This window comes from Streptomyces sp. NPDC048504, assembly GCF_043200035.1.
Taxonomy (GTDB): domain Bacteria; phylum Actinomycetota; class Actinomycetes; order Streptomycetales; family Streptomycetaceae; genus Streptomyces.
Genome location: NZ_JBICXA010000030.1, coordinates 55,307 through 70,681, shown reverse-complemented (window position 1 = coordinate 70,681; position 15,375 = coordinate 55,307). Strand labels below are relative to the sequence as shown.

The following is a 15,375-nucleotide window of genomic DNA, read 5'->3' as shown; positions in this document are numbered from 1 at the left end:
CTGGCGTTGATTTTTGGCACGCTGTTGAGTTCTCAAGGAACGGACGCTTCCTTTGTACTCACCCTCTCGGGCTTTCCTCCGGGCTTTTCCCTTCGATCTTGCGTTTCCGACTCTATCAGACCGTTTCCGGTTCCGATTCCCTGTCGGCGGGGATTGTCAAGGGCTTTGGGCTTTCGCCTGTCGGCCTTTCGACATTCACTACGTTAGCCGATCCCCTCGGCAACTCATAATCGAGTTCCGCGAGTTCGAATTCAGGCATGCAGGCACGCCGAATGCGCCCTCAGTGAGGGAGAGTCGTAAATAGTGGGTTGGCCGCTTCCGGCTGCTGGCGATTGCCGTACCCGGGTCAAGCGGCTCGGGCTACATTACGCACCCTGCCAAGACGCGTCAACTTGGCCGACGTCGAGGCGTATGAGCCCGATACGGGCTAACCGTAGGGTCGTTGGTGATCCAGAACCGCCACGGGTGGACCGCGCCCTCGCCGGACACTCCGGTGCGGGGGCCGTTGCTTACCTGATGGGAGGGGACGGGTCTACCGGCCAGGATCCTCAAGGGTGTCTCGCCCGTGGTGCACGCGTCCGTGCCGTCCAGGGAGCGGTCGACGTCCAGGGCGGTGGCCAGGCGGGCGGGGCCTTTGGCCAGTTCTTTGTCATTTCGGGCCGAGAGTCGACGTTTGCGGGCGAGCTCGGCGCCCTCGACGATCTCGCCGGCCCGGAGCAGGACCCCTCTGGCCGTGCCCTCCGGGCCGCACACCAGGTTCATGCAGTGCCACATGCCGTAGGTGAAGTAGACGTACACATGCCCGGGCGGACCGAACATCACGCCGTTGCGGGCAGTCGGACCTCTATATGCGTGGGACCCGGGGTCGTTGCCGCCGTCGTATGCCTCGACCTCTGTGATGCGCAGGACGATCGGGCCGTCTGGGGTCGTACGGACGACGATGCGGCCCAGGAGGTCGGGGGCGACCTCCAGTACAGGGCGGTCGAAGAACTCTCTGAGGAGTGGCATACGGTCCGGGGGCGCGATCATGGCGTCCGAGCGTAGTCCAGGCGCGGTTGTGCCAAGGGGTGGTCAAGGTTCCGTCCGCTTGCCAGGGTGTGGCGCGGAACCGGGCGCGGTCGGTTCGCGTTTGTAGGGATCAAGGGTCCATCCGTAAAGGGAGAGTCAATGGCGTTCAAGAAGCTGCTCGCGAGCCTGGGGGCCGGCGGGGCTTCGGTGGAGACGGTGCTGACCGAGGTCAACGTCGTTCCGGGCGGGGTCGTCCAGGGCGAGGTGCGGATCCAGGGCGGTTCCGTCGCCCAGGAGATCCAGGGGCTTTCGGTCGGGCTACAGGCCAAGGTCGAGGTCGAGAGCGGTGACCAGGAGTACAAGCAGGACATCGAGTTCACGAAGGTGCGGCTGGGCGGCGCCTTCGAGTTGCAGGCGGGGGCCGCGCACAACGTGCCGTTCGGTCTGGAGATCCCCTGGGAGACGCCGGTCACGATGATCGACGGTCAGTCGCTGCGCGGGATGCACATCGGGGTGAGCACCGAGCTGGCGATCGCCCGTGCCGTGGACTCCAGTGACCTCGACCCGGTCAACGTGCACCCGCTGCCGGCGCAGAAGGCTCTCCTGGACGCCTTCATCCGGCTGGGCTTCCGGTTCAAGAACGCGGACATGGAGCGCGGTCACATCCGGGGGACGCGGCAGAAGCTGCCGTTCTACCAGGAGATCGAGTTCCAGCCGCCGTCGCAGTACCGCGGGCTGAACCAGGTCGAGTTGAGCTTCGTGGCCGACGAGAACGCGATGGACGTCATCCTGGAGATGGACAAGAAGCCGGGCCTGTTCAGCGAGGGCAGTGACACCTTCCGGTCCTTCCAGGTGGGTCTGCACGACTTCCAGGGGACCGACTGGGCGGCATACCTCAACCAGTGGCTGTCCGAGGTCGGCAGCAAGCGCAACTGGTTCTAGGCTCGGTGTCCACTGAAGAAACCGATCAGGAGGTACCGAGGTGACCGAGCTCAAGCGGCGGCCGCTCCCCCATGACTTCCACCCGCCCGTGCCGTCGTTCACGGTGACGAGCGAGGACGTCGAGCCGGGGGCCACGCTCAAGGACGCTCAGGTCTACGCGGCCGGCAACACCTCGCCGCAGCTGCGGTGGGAGGGCTTCCCGCCCGAGACCAAGAGTTTCGCCGTGACCTGCTACGACCCGGACGCCCCTACGGGGAGCGGGTTCTGGCACTGGACGGTGTTCGACATCCCGGCCTCGGTGACGGAGCTGCCGGAGGGTGCGGGCAGCGGCAAGTTCGAGGGGCTGCCGGAGGGCGCCGTACAGGTGCGGAACGACTACGGGTCGAAGGACTTCGGCGGTGCCGCGCCGCCGCCCGGGGACGGGTCGCACCGTTATGTGTTCACGGTGTACGCCGTGGATGCGGAGAAACTCGGTCCGGACTCGGACGTTTCTCCCGCGGTCGTCGGTTTCAACCTGCGGTTCCACACGCTGGCGCGTGCCCAGCTGATCGGTGAGTACGAAGTTCCCGCCGAAGACTGACGTTCATGGAACGTTTGCCCGCCTCTGGTCTTGGAATTGATCAGAGGCGGGCATTTTTTATTGCGTTGTCCATCTCGGCGTGCCCGGCCAGAGTTGATCCAAGCCCGCCGTGCGGTGGGCCGGTTGCACATGGGAGGTGGGCTGGATGCGGGACACGCTGGTGCTGAACGCGAGCTTCGAGCCGCTGTCGACGGTGTCGTTGAATCGAGCCGTCGTTCTGGTGCTGCAGGACAAGGCTGTCGTCGAGCAGGCCCACCCCGAACTGCGTATGCGCGGAGCCGAGGTCGATATACCGGTCCCCCGGGTGATCCGGTTGTGCAGGTATGTGAGGGTGCCGTTCCGAAGACAAGCTCCGTGGTCGAGGCGCGGTGTGCTGGTCCGGGACCGGCACAGGTGCGCGTACTGCGGCAGGCGGGCGACGACGGTCGACCACGTGGTGCCGAGGGCGCAGGGCGGTCAGGACTCCTGGCTGAACACGGTGGCGTCGTGCGCGGAGGACAACCACCGCAAGGCGGCGCGGACTCCGGAGCAGGCGGGGATGCCGTTGCTGCGGCAGCCGTTCGAGCCGACGCCGGCGGACGCGATGCTGCTCGCGCTGGCGGTTGAGGATTTTGAGGCGCTGCCGGGTTGGCTGGCTCGGGATGCTGCCTGACTAATCGCCGTAGTCGACAAGGTAGTTGGTCGGCCGCGGGTTCGTTGTGGCTTGTCGCGCAGTTCCCCGCGCCCCTTGGGGCGCGGGGATTGGCGTGGGTCCTGAAGTGGCCGTCAGTCGATGGACGGCTTTTCGCGGCGTTGGCGGTCCGAATTGCCGCCGGAGTTGCCGGAGTTGCCTCCGTCGTTGCCCGAACCGCCGCCGAACGGGCCCATGTTGCCCATCGCGCCGGAGAGGCCCTTGAGGGCGTCGCCGATTTCGCTGGGGACGATCCAGAGCTTGTTGGCGTCGCCTTCGGCGATCTTCGGGAGCATCTGGAGGTACTGGTAGCTGAGGAGCTTCTGGTCGGCGTCGCCCGCGTGGATCGCCTCGAAGACCGTACGGACGGCCTGGGCCTCGCCCTCGGCGCGCAGGGCCGCGGCCTTGGCCTCACCTTCGGCGCGCAGGATCTGGGACTGCTTCTCACCTTCGGCGGTGAGGATGGCGGCCTGGCGCGTGCCTTCCGCGGTGAGGATCGCGGCGCGCTTGTCACGGTCGGCGCGCATCTGCTTCTCCATCGAGTCCTGGATGGAGGTGGGGGGCTCAATTGCCTTGAGTTCGACGCGGTTTACGCGGATGCCCCACTTGCCGGTGGCCTCGTCGAGGACGCCGCGCAGGGCCGCGTTGATCTCCTCACGGGAGGTCAGGGTCCGCTCCAGGTCCATGCCGCCGATGATGTTGCGGAGCGTGGTGACGGTGAGTTGCTCGATTGCCTGGATGTAGCTGGCCACTTCGTAGGTCGCGGCCCGCGCGTCCGTCACCTGGTAGTAGATGACCGTGTCGATGTTGACGACCAGGTTGTCCTGGGTGATCACCGGCTGCGGCGGGAACGGTACGACCTGTTCGCGCAGGTCGATGCGGTTGCGGATCGTGTCGATGAACGGGACGACGATGTTGAGTCCCGCGTTGAGTGTCCGTGTGTAGCGACCGAATCGCTCCACGATCGCGGCACTTGCCTGCGGGATGACCTGGATCGTCTTGATCAAAGCGATGAAGACCAACACCACCAGGATGATCAAGACGATGATGACCGGTTCCATCGTGCTCCCCGTACCCTTCTCCGCCTCGGCGCTTTCGGAAGATCTTATGGTTGTTGAAGATCTTGCTGGTCGAGTCTGTCAGACCGTCGAGCAACTCGTGTGCCGTTCGGTTCAGTTGAGTCCTGCGAGGTCATCGGTTGAGTCCTGCGAGGTCAGATGACGATCGCGGTGGCTCCCTCGATCTCCACGACGTCCACCTCCTGGCCCGGTTCGTAGGCACGGTCGGCATCGAGCGAGCGGGCCGACCAGATCTCTCCGGCCAGCTTGATCCGGCCGCCGCCGGAAGCGTCGACGCGCTCCAGGACGACGGCCTGTTTGCCCTTCAAGGCATCGATGCCCGTGGCGAGTTGGGGCAGTGTCGAACGGTGCCGGGTCGCGATGGGTCGTACGACCGCGATGAGGGCGACCGAGACGACGACGAAGACGAGGACCTGGACGACGAGGTCTCCGCCGATCCCGGCGGTCGCCGCGGCGGCGACGGCGCCCGCGGCGAACATGCCGAACTCCGGCATCGCGGTCACCACGAGAGGAATCCCGAGTGCTGCCGCGCCGACGAGCCACCACACCCATGCGCCGATGTCGTTCACATGGTCAATGGTAGGGCTGCGGGTCCCGTCACGGACAGGGCGCATATGTCCCTACACCCGCTTCTTACAAGGCAGTTCAGGCCATGGGGAGACCGTGTGCGGTCCAGCGGTCGCCGACCTGCTCGACGATGAGCGGGAGACCGAAGCACAACGACAGGTTGCGGGCGGTGAGTTCGAGCTCCAGCGGGCCCGCCGCGAGGACCTTGCCCTGACGGATCATCAGGACGTGGGTGAAGCCGGGGGCGATCTCCTCGACGTGGTGCGTGACCATGATCATGGAGGGGGCGATCGGGTCGCGGGCGAGGCGGCCGAGGCGGCGTACGAGGTCCTCGCGGCCGCCGAGGTCGAGGCCGGCGGCGGGCTCGTCGAGGAGGAGGAGCTCGGGGTCGGTCATCAGGGCGCGGGCGATGAGGGTGCGCTTGCGCTCGCCCTCGGAGAGGGTGCCGAACTTGCGGTCCAGGTAGTCGCTCATGCCGAGGCGGTCGAGGAAGGCGCGGGCGCGCTGCTCGTCGATGTCCTCGTAGTCCTCGTTCCACCCGGCGGTCATGCCGTAGGCGGCGGTCAGGACGGTCTGCAGGACGGTCTGGCGCTTGGGGAGCTTCTCGGCCATGGCGATGCCGGCGACGCCGATGCGGGGACGCAGTTCGAAGACGTCGACCTTGCCGAGGGTCTCGCCGAGGATGGTGGCGGTGCCGCTGCTGGGGAACAGGTAGCTGGACGCGACGTTCAGGAGCGTGGTCTTGCCGGCGCCGTTCGGGCCGAGGATGACCCAGCGCTCACCCTCCTTGACCGACCAGGAGACCTGGTCCACCAGAGCCCGGCCCTCCCGGACCACGGTTACGTCCTCCAGCTCCAGAACATCGCTCATGAGCGCGCTGTCTCCCATTGCATCGTCGGCCTGTCTCGGCTGTCGCGTGCGCCGGTAGGCGCAGCCCTCGAAGAAATCTACGCCACCGGCCGGGCGGTCCATTCCATCGGTCCTGTCCTTAGGGTGGAGGGCATGCTTTCGGAACCACGTTCAGGACGCCTCGCCGCCTGGGGAAATGCCCTGTTGGCCGGGCTTGTCTCACCCGACGACGCCGTGCTCGCCATCGTGGGCGAGGACGCCGTGCACCGGGTGGAGGGGCTGCCGGGCGAGTCGGCACCCGTCGGACTCACCTTCGCACTGGGACGGCTGCGCGCCCTCGGGGCGACCGGCCTGCGGGTGGCGCTGCCCACCTCGGGACACCCTCTGGGGCTGAGCGGCCCGCCCGCCTTCAACGCCCGCGCCCTGGAGGCCGAGGAGGCGGTGATCTGCTACGGCGTCGCGCTCGGCCTCGTTCCCGAGGTCTACGAGGCCGGTCCCGCCGGTGATGTCCATGTCGAGGTCGTGTGGCACTGCCTGCCGGTGCGGGAGGCGCCGCCCGCCGACGTGCCCTCGCTCGGGGAGGCCGAGCGGGAGCTGGCGGAGGCGCTGCGGGACGCTACGGCGGTGTTGTCGCGGCTCGATGTCGCCGGGTCGGGGCCGGTGGCCGAGGCGGCGGTGGACGCGTATCGCGCGCGGGCGGAGCGGGGGCGGGAGGTGTTGGCGCCGGGGTATCCGCCGCGGGCGGTGCGGGTGTTGGAGCTTGCGCAGCGGGTGGGGTTGCTGGTGTCCGTGGCGTACGAGAACGGGCCCGGGGGTGCGGTGAGCGCGTCCGAGATGGGGGCTCGGGCCGAGGCGTTGCGGCCGGTGGAGCGGACGGCTCGGCGGGCGCAGGTCGCGGCGTACAACTCCGTTGTGGAGGAGCGGGAGAAGGGGGTGCGCTGAATGTTCCGTCGCGTGGTTGGCCGGTGTTGGTGTGGGCGCCACTGGGGGCTCCGCCCCCAGACCCCCGATCGGCCCTGAAGGGGCCTCGTCCTCAAACGCCGGACGGGCTAGAAGTGACCGGCATCCAAGGAGTGCGGTCCGTAGAAAAGGGCCCCGCGAGTCGTCGTTGACTCGGGGGCCCTCTTCAGTGCTGTGGGTGTCAGTCGTTGATGCCCTTGTTGCCGAACGCCGGGTTCAGCAGGCCGATGACGTTGACGCTGTCGCCGACGACGTTGACCGGGACGTGGACCGGGACCTGGACGATGTTGCCCGAACCGACACCCGGGGACTTCACGGCCGCGGCGTCGGCACCGGCGTCGGCGAAAGCGGCACCGGCGGAGGCGCCGGCGGCGATACCGGCGACGGTGAGGGCCACGGCGGCCTTCTTGGCGATGTTCATGGGAAGCGTTCCTCCTGCGATTGCGTGACCGACCCGGCCGCGGGTCGTACGCTGATCAACGCGGGGAAGAGCAGAAACGGCACGGACATGCGCGTTTGACTGCCCGTTCGGATCATTGGGGCGACAAGCCGACCAGGTGACCAGGTGACGAGCAGACCGGCCGCCCAGGGAGTGCCCTGGACGGCCGGAGGTCACTGTCGCGGAGCGACGTGCGTCAGCTGTTGACGCCCAGGTTGCCGAAGGCGGGGTTCAGCACGCCGATGACGTTCACGCTGTTGCCGACCGCGTTGACCGGGACGTGCACCGGGACCTGGACGACGTTGCCCGAGCCGACGCCGGGCGAACCGGCGGCCTGGCCGTTCGCCAGACCGTCGGCGGAGGCCAGCCCGGCACCGGCGGCCACCAGCCCGCCGGCCACCATCGTCACGGCCGCTGCCTTCTTCAGGTTCTTCACTTCTGAGTCCTCCTAGCGATCACCGCGGCAGGCGCCGCGGCACGCACTGGAGAACGGTGGAGATCCACGAAGGATGCGCCATTCGGGGGACATTCCCACGACGGTATGAATCTCAGCCCGGAACGGGACGCTCCGTGTTGCCGTCACGCCACCACTGCGGCACCGCTCACCTGGTCAGACCGTGGCGTACGGCGAACAGGGCGGCCTGGGTGCGGTCCGCCAGGTCGAGTTTCATCAGGATGTTCGAGACGTGGGTCTTGACCGTCTTCTCGGAGAGCACGAGGGCGCGGGCTATCTCGCGGTTGGAGCGGCCGTCGGCGATCAGGCCGAGCACCTCGCGCTCCCGCTCGGTGAGCGAACCGCCTCTCCCCTGCCCCGAGTTGGACTCCTCCTGGGACAACAGGACGCCGGCGACCTCGGGTTGGAGCAGGATGTGGCCCGCGTGCACGGAGCGGATGGCGCCGGCCAGGGCGTCCGGGTCCACGTCCTTGTAGACGTAACCGGCGGCGCCCGCGCGCAGGGCCGGGATCACCGTGCGCTGTTCGGTGAAGCTGGTGACGATCAACACGCGCGCGGGGTGGTCGAGTTCGCGGAGTCTGCGCAGCGCGTCGATGCCGTCCATGCCCGGCATCTTGACGTCCATGAGGACGACGTCGGGCTTCAGCTCCTCGGTGCGGGCGACTCCTTCGGCGCCGTCGGCCGCCTCGCCGACGACCTCGATGTCGTCCTGCACCTCCAGGAAGGTGCGCAGGCCCCGGCGGACGACCTGGTGGTCGTCGACGATGAGCACCTTGATTGGGTCAGCCACCGGGGACCTCCATCTCGATCGTGGTGCCCTTTCCGGGCGCCGATTGCACGGTCAGCTTGCCGCCGACGCCGTTGGTCCGGTCCCGCATGGAGACCAGGCCGAGGTGGCGTCCGGCGCGGCGGATCGACTGGGGTTCGAAGCCGGTGCCGTCGTCGGTGATCCGTAGGACCGCTCCGCGGCCGCTTCGCTGCAGGGTCACGGCGACGTGCTCCGCGCCGGAGTGGCGCAGCGCGTTGTGCAGGGCCTCCTGGGCGACGCGGAGCAGGGCCTCCTCCTGGGCTGCGGGAACGGCTCGGAAGCCGCGGCCGGTGAAGGTCACGCGTGCCGTGTGGGCGCGGTCGAGGACCTGGATCTGGGTGCGCAGGGTGGCGATCAGTCCGTCCTCGTCGAGGGCTGCGGGGCGCAACTCGACCACTGCGGCGCGCAGTTCGTCCGCGGCCTCGGCGGCGAGCGCGGCCACCTGCTGGAGTTCGCCCTTGGCGCGGGAGGGGTCGCGGTCCACGAGGGTGGCGGCGGCCTGTGCGGTGAGGCGGAGCGAGAACAGCTTCTGGGCCACCGCGTCGTGCAGTTCGTGGGCCAGGCGGGAGCGTTCCTCGGCGATGGTCAACTCGCGGCTGCGCTCGTACAGGCGGGCGTTGGTGAGGGCGATGGCCGCGTGCTGCGCGAGGATCGAGAGCAACTCCTCGTCCTCCTCCGTGAAGCCGCAACTGCCGTCCCGCTTGGGGCTCGGGGGGTGTGGGGGGTGTCCCCCCACAGGGCACAGCTTGTTCGCCAGGAACAGCGCGCCGATGACCTCGTCGTCGTCGCGGATGGGCAGGCCCAGGAAGTCGGACATGTCGGGGTGGGCCGAGGGCCAGCCCTCGAAGCGGGGGTCCTTGCGGACGTCGGCGAGGCGCTCGGCCTTGGCCTCGTGCAGCATCGCGGCGAGGATGCCGTGCTGGCGCGGGAGCGGGCCGATGGCCTTCCACTGGGCGTCGCTGACGCCGTCGACCACGAACTGGGCGAAGCCGCCGTGGTCGTCAGGGACGCCGAGGGCGGCGTACTGCGCGTCGAGCAGCTCGCGGGCCGAGGCGACGATCGTCTTGAGGACGTCGCGCACCTCCAGGTGCCTGCTCATGGCCAGCAGCGCGGAACTCACCGCCGCGAGGCCGGACCGTGGACCTTGACTCATGTCCTCACGGTACCGGCGGGGTCCGACACCGCGGATCGGGCCGGTGGCTGCCGTCGTCTGGTCCGGTGGACCTAGGGCGAAGGGCCCCGGTGGATGCGGCCCGGGTCCGACGCGGCGGGGGCGGTCCCGTTCCTACGTTGGGGGCACGCCGACGGAGGCGTAGTGGACGAGGGGACGTGTGTGTCATGCCGGTAGCGATCATCACAGGGGCGTCCAAGGGACTGGGGCGGGCACTCGCCGAGGCCCTGGCCGCGCGGGGCTGGGACCTGGTGCTCGACGCCAGGACCGAGGGGGTGCTGACGGAGGCCGCGGTGTCCGTCGCCACGTACGGCACGCGCGTGGAGGCCGTTCCCGGGGACGTCTCGGACGCCGTGCACCGGGCCGAGCTGGTGGCCGCGGCCGGGAAGCTCGGCGGCGTCGACCTCCTGGTGAACAACGCGAGCGCGCTGGGCGCCGAACCGCTCGTACGCCTGGAGGAGCTGACCCTGGACGGGCTGCGGCGGGCGCTGGAGGTGAACGTGGTGGCCGCCCTGGGATTGGTCCAGGAGGCACTGCCGCTGCTGCGGGCCTCGCGGGCGGGTGCGGTGATCGCGGTCAGCTCGGACGCGGCGGCCGAGGCGTACGAGACGTGGGGCGGCTATGGCGCGTCCAAGGCGGCCCTCGACCACCTCGCGGCCGTGCTCGGCGCCGAGGAGCCCGGGCTGCGGGTGTGGGCGGTCGACCCCGGGGACATGGGCACGGACCTGTACGCGGCCGCCGTACCGGACGACGACGATCCCCGGCCGTCGCCGGCTTCCGTGGTGCCGGCCTTTCTACGGCTGCTGGACGAGCGTCCCGCGAGCGGGCGCTACGGCGCGCCGGCCCTGCTGGAGGAGCGATGACCGTGGCCGTGCACGTCCCGGAGGAGCTGTCCGCGCGCGTGCCCGTCGAACAGCGCGGGCCCGGGCTCGACCGGGATGCCGTACGACTGCTCGTGTCGCGAGGTACCGAGGTGTCGCATCACGCGTTCGCGGAGCTGCCGCGGCTGTTGCGGGCCGGGGATCTGTTGGTCGTGAACACGTCGCCGACGCTCGCCGCGGCGGTGGACGGGTGGATCGGGCACGCACGCGTGGTGGTGCATTTCTCCACGCGGGGCGATGACGGGCGGTGGGCTGTCGAGCTGCGGGAGCCGGACGGGAAGGGCACCACACGCGCGCGTGCGGGCGGCCCGGGCGGTGTGGAGGTGCGGCTGCCCGGGGGTGTGCGGCTGGTCCTGGAGGAGCCGCTGAGCGGGCGGGGTGAGCGGTTGTGGTGGGGGCGGGTGTCGGGGGTGCCCGCGCTGTTGCACCAGCACGGGCGGCCCATTCGTTACTCCTATACGGAGCGCGATCAGCCGCTCTCCGTCTACCAGACGGTGTTCTCGCTGCCCGCCGAGGACGGGACGGGCAGTGCGGAGATGCCCAGTGCGGCGCGGCCCTTCACCGCGCGGCTGGTGGCGGAGCTGGTGAGTCGCGGGGTGCAGTTCGCGCCGATCACTCTCCATACGGGGGTGGCGTCGGCCGAGGTGCATGAGCCGCCGTATCCGGAGCGGTTCGCGGTGTCGGAGGTGTCGGCCCGGTTGATCAATGCCGCCCGGGCGGGGGACGGGCGGGTGATCGCGGTCGGGACGACGGCCGTGCGGGCCGTCGAGTCGGCCGCCGGGGCCGATGGGGTCGTACGCGCGCGCGGGGGGTGGACGGATCTCGTCGTGACGCCGGAGCGGGGTGTGCGGGTGGTGGACGGGCTGCTGACGGGGCTGCACGAGCCGGAGGCCTCGCATCTGCTGATGCTGGAGGCGGTCGCCGGGCGGGCCGCCGTGGGCCGCAGTTATGAGGAGGCGCTGCGCGGGCTCTACCTGTGGCACGAGTTCGGGGACGTGCATCTCATCCTCCCGGAGGAGGATCCTCACGCGGCGCGTTGCTCCCGCAACTGCGGGTGAGGTTGATGTGTGGTGGATGTGAGCCCGCACATAGGGCGCAGATCACGTACTAGCGGACATAGGAGATATAGGCGCCCCGCTTGAGCGGGACAGACGGTCCCGTCTGTCCCGTTTTGCCCTGGACCGGTCAACTACCCGGGATCGTACGTCACACCTTTGCCAGGGGTTTTTGCGGCCGCTAAGAATTGCAGCCGTCGCTCAGCGCCGCGGATCTCCTCCGCGGCGTTTGTGCCGGAAGCACCCGCGTCCCCGCCGGACGGTGAGCGACCTCCGCGCAATTCGAAGAGGTCCATCCGCCATGCCCAAGAACACGAACACTCCTGGTCATAGTCGCCTGACCAAGCTGAACAAGCTGACGAAGCGGCACAAGATCGCGCTCGCCGGTGTCGCCACGCTCGGCGCCGCCGCCCTCGCCTTCTCCGCGGTGCCCAGCGACGCGGGGACGACCACGAGCGACGCCGCGGCCTCGACGAAGATCACGTACAGCACGGAGCCCATCAAGGGCGTCAAGGCCAGCGTCACCGACCAGCTCGCCGGTGCCGGTGTGAAGACCGAGGCGATCCAGGCCAAGGCCGACGCCAAGGCGAAGGCGGCGAAGGCCAAGGCGGACGCCGCCGCGAAGAAGAAGGCCGCCGCCGAAGCCGCCGCCAAGAAGAAGGCGGAGGCCGCGCGCAAGGCCAAGAAGGCCGCGAGCCGCTCCACCGAGCGCGTCAAGATCCAGCCCGTCGCCGCGACGACCTACGCCAACAACCTCAACGGCTGGATCAACCACGCCCTGGCGATCATGAAGCAGAAGGGCATCCCGGGCTCGTACAACGGCCTGTACAAGAACATCATGCGGGAGTCCTCGGGCAACCCGAGCGCCGTCAACGGCTGGGACGTCAACGCGGTCAACGGCACCCCGTCGATCGGCCTGCTCCAGGTGATCCAGCCGACGTTCAACGCGTACCACGTCTCCGGTACCTCGACGAACATCTACGACCCGGTCGCCAACATCACCGCCGCCGCCAACTACGCGGCCGACCGGTACGGCTCGATCGACAACGTCAACAGCGCGTACTGAGACGTGTGCTGAGGCCTCCGGCGGACCTCTGGGTCTCGGTATCGACGCCGAAGGGCGGCACCCCCACCAGGGGCGCCGCCCTTCGGCGTCGTAGCGGAAGAACTACTTGCGCATGACCTCGGGCTCGTGGCGGCGCAGGAAGCGGGCCACGAAGAAGCCGCAGATCACGCCGAGGACGATCAGGGCGGCCATGTCCATGCCCCAGGCGCCGACGGTGTGCTCCCACAGCGGGTCGTTGGCGTCGCCGGGCTTGGGCGGGCTGATCTTGTTGAAGTCCAGCGTGGCGCCCGCGGCGCCGACCGCCCAGCGCGACGGCATCAGGTACGAGAACTGGTTGACGCCGATCGAGCCGTTCAGGGTGAACAGGCAGCCGGTGAACACGACTTGGATGATCGCGAACATGACCAGCAGCGGCATGGTCTTCTCGGCCGTCTTCACCAGCGAGGAGATGATCAGGCCGAACATCATCGCGGTGAAGCCGAGGCCCATGATCGGGATGCAGAGCTCGAACATGGTCTGGCTGCCGAGGACCAGGCCCTGCTTCGGGATCTCGCGGCTGGCGAAGCCGATGACGCCGACCATCAGGCCCTGCAGCGCGGTGATCACACCGAGCACGAACACCTTGGACATCAGGTACGCGGAGCGCGACAGGCCGGTGGCGCGCTCCCGTTCGTAGATGACCCGTTCCTTGATCAGCTCACGGACGGAGTTGGCCGCGCCGGCGAAGCAGGCGCCGACCGCGAGGATCAGCAGGACCGTGGTGGCCGTGCCGTTCGGGATTCTGGTGCCGTTCGCCCGGGCCGGGTTCGGCAGCAGGCTGTTGCCCGAGTCGATGAGCAGGCTCACCGCGCCGAGGACGCCCGGCAGGATCACCATCAGGGCCAGGAAGCCCTTGTCGGAGGCGATCACCGCGACGTAGCGGCGCACCAGCGTGACGAACTGCGACATCCAGCCCTGCGGCTTCGGCGGCTTCATCGCCTGCATCGGCGGCATCTGTACGGACTGCGGAGCAATCGCGTCGATGTCCGCGGCGTACATCTGGTAGTGCTGCGAGCCCTTCCAACGGCCCGCCCAGTCGTAGTCGCGGTAGTTCTCGAAGGCGGAGAAGACGTCGGCCCAGGTGTCGTAGCCGAAGAAGTTCAGTGCCTCCTCGGGCGGGCCGAAGTAGGCGACGCTGCCGCCCGGAGCCATCACCAACAGCTTGTCGCAGATCGCCAGTTCGGCCACGGAGTGGGTGACGACGAGGACCGTGCGGCCGTCGTCGGCGAGGCCGCGCAGCAGCTGCATGACGTCGCGGTCCATGCCCGGGTCGAGGCCCGAGGTGGGCTCGTCCAGGAAGATCAGCGAGGGCTTGGTGAGGAGTTCCAGGGCCACCGAGACGCGCTTGCGCTGGCCGCCGGACAGGGAGGTGATCTTCTTCTCTTTGTGGATGTCGAGCTTCAGCTCGCGCAGCACCTCGTCGATGCGGGCCTCGCGCTCGTCGCCGGTGGTGTCGGCGGGGAACCGCAGCTTGGCCGCATACTTGAGGGCCTTCTTGACGGTCAGTTCCTTGTGCAGGATGTCGTCCTGCGGGACCAGACCGATGCGCTGGCGCAGCTCCGCGAACTGCTTGTACAGGTTGCGGTTGTCGTAGAGGACGTCGCCCTGGTTGGCGGGCCGGTAGCCGGTGAGCGCCTTGAGCAGGGTCGACTTGCCGGAGCCGGACGGGCCGATGACCGCGATCAGCGACTTCTCCGGTACGCCGAAGGAGACGTCCTTGAGGATCTGCTTGCCGCCGTCGACCGTGACCGTCAAGTGCCGGGCGGAGAAGGAGATGTCACCGGTATCGACGAACTCTTCGAGCCGGTCCCCGACCAGGCGGAACGTGGAGTGGCCGACGCCGACGATGTCGTTCGGGCCGAGCAGCGCGGAGCCACCCTTGGTGATCGGCTGACCGTTGACGTACGTGCCGTTGTGCGAGCCCAGGTCACGGATCTCGAAGCGGCCGTCGGGCGTCGCGTGGAACTCGGCGTGGTGGCGCGAGACTTGGAGGTCGGAGACCACCAACTCGTTCTCCAGCGCACGGCCGATGCGCATCACGCGGCCCAGCGAGAACTGGTGGAACGTGGTCGGGCTGCGGTCGCCGTAGACCGACGGCGCCCCCGCGCCGACGCCGGATCCCTGCTGCGGCGGAATGTTCGCGGCGGCCGCCGGCGGCTGATAACGCTGCTGCTCAGGCGTCTGCGCCGGGACCTGCTGAGGCGGTGCCTGCTGCGCCCAGCCGGGGCCCGCGCCCTGTGCGGCGTACGGCTGTTGCTGCGGCTGGGCCTGCGGAGTCGCCACGGCGGCCGCGGCGCCGGACAGGCTCAGGCGCGGGCCGTCGGTCGCGTTGCCCAGGTACACGGACGAGCCCGGGCCGATCTCCATCTGATGGATGCGCTGGCCCTGCACGAACGTGCCGTTGGTGCTGCCGTGGTCGTCGATGACCCAACTCCGGCCGCCCCAGCTGATCGTGGCGTGCCGCCAGGAGACCCTGGCGTCGTCGACCACGACGTCCCCCTGCGGATCACGTCCGAGGGTGTAGGACCTGGACGCGTCGAGCGTCCAGGTCCGTCCATTCAATTCCAGTACGAGTTCCGGCACTCCATGCCCCACTGAGTAGTCCCCCGAGTTACCCCCATCACAGGGAGTCTAGGGATGGCGAACATCGTCGGGAACTATTTCAGGCTGCACCCCCTGACCGAAAGTCGGACCTTGTGAAGACCACGTCCGTACGCTTCCGCCGGTTCCGTTGACGGGGTTGAAACCGACCCGGAGAGTGGTAATCCACGCGAGGGGGACATGCGTGGTGTCCGCACCGTGCCGCG

16 protein-coding genes are annotated in these 15,375 nt (G+C 68.8%); 7 read left to right on the top strand and 9 right to left on the bottom strand.

Going from position 1 to position 15,375, the window contains the following annotated elements:
- Window positions 1–387: 387 nt before the first annotated feature.
- A complete protein-coding gene (locus ACGFY9_RS47325; RefSeq protein ID WP_393765113.1) occupies window positions 388–1,029 on the bottom strand; it encodes a DNA-3-methyladenine glycosylase in 642 nt (213 codons plus the stop codon).
- A 138-nt stretch (window positions 1,030–1,167) separates the two neighbouring features.
- Between ACGFY9_RS47325 and ACGFY9_RS47320 the strand changes: the two genes are divergently transcribed.
- The 3 genes from ACGFY9_RS47320 to ACGFY9_RS47310 all read left to right on the top strand — a co-directional run bounded on the left by ACGFY9_RS47320 (window position 1,168) and on the right by ACGFY9_RS47310 (window position 3,182).
- A complete protein-coding gene (locus ACGFY9_RS47320) occupies window positions 1,168–1,950 on the top strand; it encodes a sporulation protein (RefSeq protein WP_033286432.1) in 783 nt (260 codons plus the stop codon).
- Window positions 1,951–1,990: 40 nt separating this feature from the next.
- Window positions 1,991–2,530: a YbhB/YbcL family Raf kinase inhibitor-like protein gene (locus ACGFY9_RS47315; RefSeq protein ID WP_033286431.1), complete on the top strand. Its 540-nt coding sequence runs from the start codon at window positions 1,991–1,993 to the stop codon at window positions 2,528–2,530.
- Window positions 2,531–2,675: 145 nt separating this feature from the next.
- Entirely contained in the window at window positions 2,676–3,182 is a 507-nt protein-coding gene (locus ACGFY9_RS47310) for an HNH endonuclease (RefSeq protein ID WP_393765110.1), read from the top strand.
- A 113-nt stretch (window positions 3,183–3,295) separates the two neighbouring features.
- Here the strand turns inward: ACGFY9_RS47310 and ACGFY9_RS47305 are convergent, their stop codons facing one another.
- From ACGFY9_RS47305 to ACGFY9_RS47295, 3 genes are all read right to left on the bottom strand, one after another.
- A complete protein-coding gene (locus ACGFY9_RS47305) occupies window positions 3,296–4,261 on the bottom strand; it encodes an SPFH domain-containing protein (protein ID WP_033286429.1) in 966 nt (321 codons plus the stop codon).
- A gap of 152 nt (window positions 4,262–4,413) precedes the next feature.
- Window positions 4,414–4,848 carry an NfeD family protein gene (locus ACGFY9_RS47300; protein ID WP_393765108.1) on the bottom strand — a complete coding sequence of 145 codons (435 nt, stop codon included), beginning with the start codon at window positions 4,846–4,848 and terminating at the stop codon, window positions 4,414–4,416.
- 76 nt (window positions 4,849–4,924) lie between these two features.
- Entirely contained in the window at window positions 4,925–5,716 is a 792-nt protein-coding gene (locus ACGFY9_RS47295) for an ABC transporter ATP-binding protein (protein ID WP_365309009.1), read from the bottom strand.
- A gap of 132 nt (window positions 5,717–5,848) precedes the next feature.
- Here ACGFY9_RS47295 and ACGFY9_RS47290 point away from each other — a divergent pair, with 132 nt between their 5' ends.
- Entirely contained in the window at window positions 5,849–6,637 is a 789-nt protein-coding gene (locus ACGFY9_RS47290) for a hypothetical protein (RefSeq protein WP_393765106.1), read from the top strand.
- Window positions 6,638–6,836: 199 nt separating this feature from the next.
- Here the strand turns inward: ACGFY9_RS47290 and ACGFY9_RS47285 are convergent, their stop codons facing one another.
- The 4 genes from ACGFY9_RS47285 to ACGFY9_RS47270 all read right to left on the bottom strand — a co-directional run bounded on the left by ACGFY9_RS47285 (window position 6,837) and on the right by ACGFY9_RS47270 (window position 9,509).
- Window positions 6,837–7,076: a chaplin family protein gene (locus ACGFY9_RS47285; RefSeq protein ID WP_393765104.1), complete on the bottom strand. Its 240-nt coding sequence runs from the start codon at window positions 7,074–7,076 to the stop codon at window positions 6,837–6,839.
- 214 nt (window positions 7,077–7,290) lie between these two features.
- A complete protein-coding gene (locus ACGFY9_RS47280) occupies window positions 7,291–7,530 on the bottom strand; it encodes a chaplin (protein WP_366432020.1) in 240 nt (79 codons plus the stop codon).
- A gap of 166 nt (window positions 7,531–7,696) precedes the next feature.
- Window positions 7,697–8,338 (bottom strand): response regulator transcription factor, encoded by a 642-nt coding sequence (locus tag ACGFY9_RS47275; RefSeq protein WP_329246968.1) that lies wholly within the window; start codon window positions 8,336–8,338, stop codon window positions 7,697–7,699.
- The gene (locus ACGFY9_RS47270) at window positions 8,331–9,509 is read right to left on the bottom strand and encodes a GAF domain-containing sensor histidine kinase (protein ID WP_393765102.1); all 1,179 of its coding nucleotides are present in this window, start codon (window positions 9,507–9,509) and stop codon (window positions 8,331–8,333) included. The genes ACGFY9_RS47275 and ACGFY9_RS47270 overlap by 8 nt, the downstream gene beginning before the upstream one ends.
- A gap of 185 nt (window positions 9,510–9,694) precedes the next feature.
- Between ACGFY9_RS47270 and ACGFY9_RS47265 the strand changes: the two genes are divergently transcribed.
- The 3 genes from ACGFY9_RS47265 (at window position 9,695) to ACGFY9_RS47255 (ending at window position 12,529) form a co-directional block, all read left to right on the top strand.
- Entirely contained in the window at window positions 9,695–10,390 is a 696-nt protein-coding gene (locus tag ACGFY9_RS47265; RefSeq protein ID WP_393765100.1) for an SDR family NAD(P)-dependent oxidoreductase, read from the top strand.
- Window positions 10,387–11,466: an S-adenosylmethionine:tRNA ribosyltransferase-isomerase gene (locus tag ACGFY9_RS47260; protein ID WP_393765098.1), complete on the top strand. Its 1,080-nt coding sequence runs from the start codon at window positions 10,387–10,389 to the stop codon at window positions 11,464–11,466. Before ACGFY9_RS47265 ends, ACGFY9_RS47260 begins: the two co-directional genes overlap by 4 nt.
- 298 nt (window positions 11,467–11,764) lie before the next feature.
- A complete protein-coding gene (locus ACGFY9_RS47255; RefSeq protein ID WP_393765096.1) occupies window positions 11,765–12,529 on the top strand; it encodes a transglycosylase SLT domain-containing protein in 765 nt (254 codons plus the stop codon).
- 102 nt (window positions 12,530–12,631) lie between these two features.
- On the opposite strand, the gene ACGFY9_RS47250 is transcribed toward ACGFY9_RS47255, so the two are convergent.
- On the bottom strand, window positions 12,632–15,151 hold the full coding sequence (locus tag ACGFY9_RS47250) for an FHA domain-containing protein (protein ID WP_393765094.1): 2,520 nt from the start codon (window positions 15,149–15,151) through the stop codon (window positions 12,632–12,634).
- Window positions 15,152–15,375 lie beyond the last annotated feature (224 nt).

Excerpts from the sequence above, each read along its gene's own strand:
- ACGFY9_RS47325 (WP_393765113.1), bottom strand. The coding sequence starts at position 1,029 with ATGATCGCGCCCCCGGACCGTATGCCACTCCTCAGAGAGTTCTTCGAC.
- ACGFY9_RS47320 (WP_033286432.1), top strand. The coding sequence starts at position 1,168 with ATGGCGTTCAAGAAGCTGCTCGCGAGCCTGGGGGCCGGCGGGGCTTCG.
- ACGFY9_RS47310 (WP_393765110.1), top strand. The coding sequence starts at position 2,676 with ATGCGGGACACGCTGGTGCTGAACGCGAGCTTCGAGCCGCTGTCGACG.
- ACGFY9_RS47305 (WP_033286429.1), bottom strand. The coding sequence starts at position 4,261 with ATGGAACCGGTCATCATCGTCTTGATCATCCTGGTGGTGTTGGTCTTC.
- ACGFY9_RS47295 (WP_365309009.1), bottom strand. The coding sequence starts at position 5,716 with ATGAGCGATGTTCTGGAGCTGGAGGACGTAACCGTGGTCCGGGAGGGC.
- ACGFY9_RS47290 (WP_393765106.1), top strand. The coding sequence starts at position 5,849 with ATGCTTTCGGAACCACGTTCAGGACGCCTCGCCGCCTGGGGAAATGCC.
- ACGFY9_RS47285 (WP_393765104.1), bottom strand. The coding sequence starts at position 7,076 with ATGAACATCGCCAAGAAGGCCGCCGTGGCCCTCACCGTCGCCGGTATC.
- ACGFY9_RS47270 (WP_393765102.1), bottom strand. The coding sequence starts at position 9,509 with ATGAGTCAAGGTCCACGGTCCGGCCTCGCGGCGGTGAGTTCCGCGCTG.
- ACGFY9_RS47265 (WP_393765100.1), top strand. The coding sequence starts at position 9,695 with ATGCCGGTAGCGATCATCACAGGGGCGTCCAAGGGACTGGGGCGGGCA.
- ACGFY9_RS47260 (WP_393765098.1), top strand. The coding sequence starts at position 10,387 with ATGACCGTGGCCGTGCACGTCCCGGAGGAGCTGTCCGCGCGCGTGCCC.
- ACGFY9_RS47255 (WP_393765096.1), top strand. The coding sequence starts at position 11,765 with ATGCCCAAGAACACGAACACTCCTGGTCATAGTCGCCTGACCAAGCTG.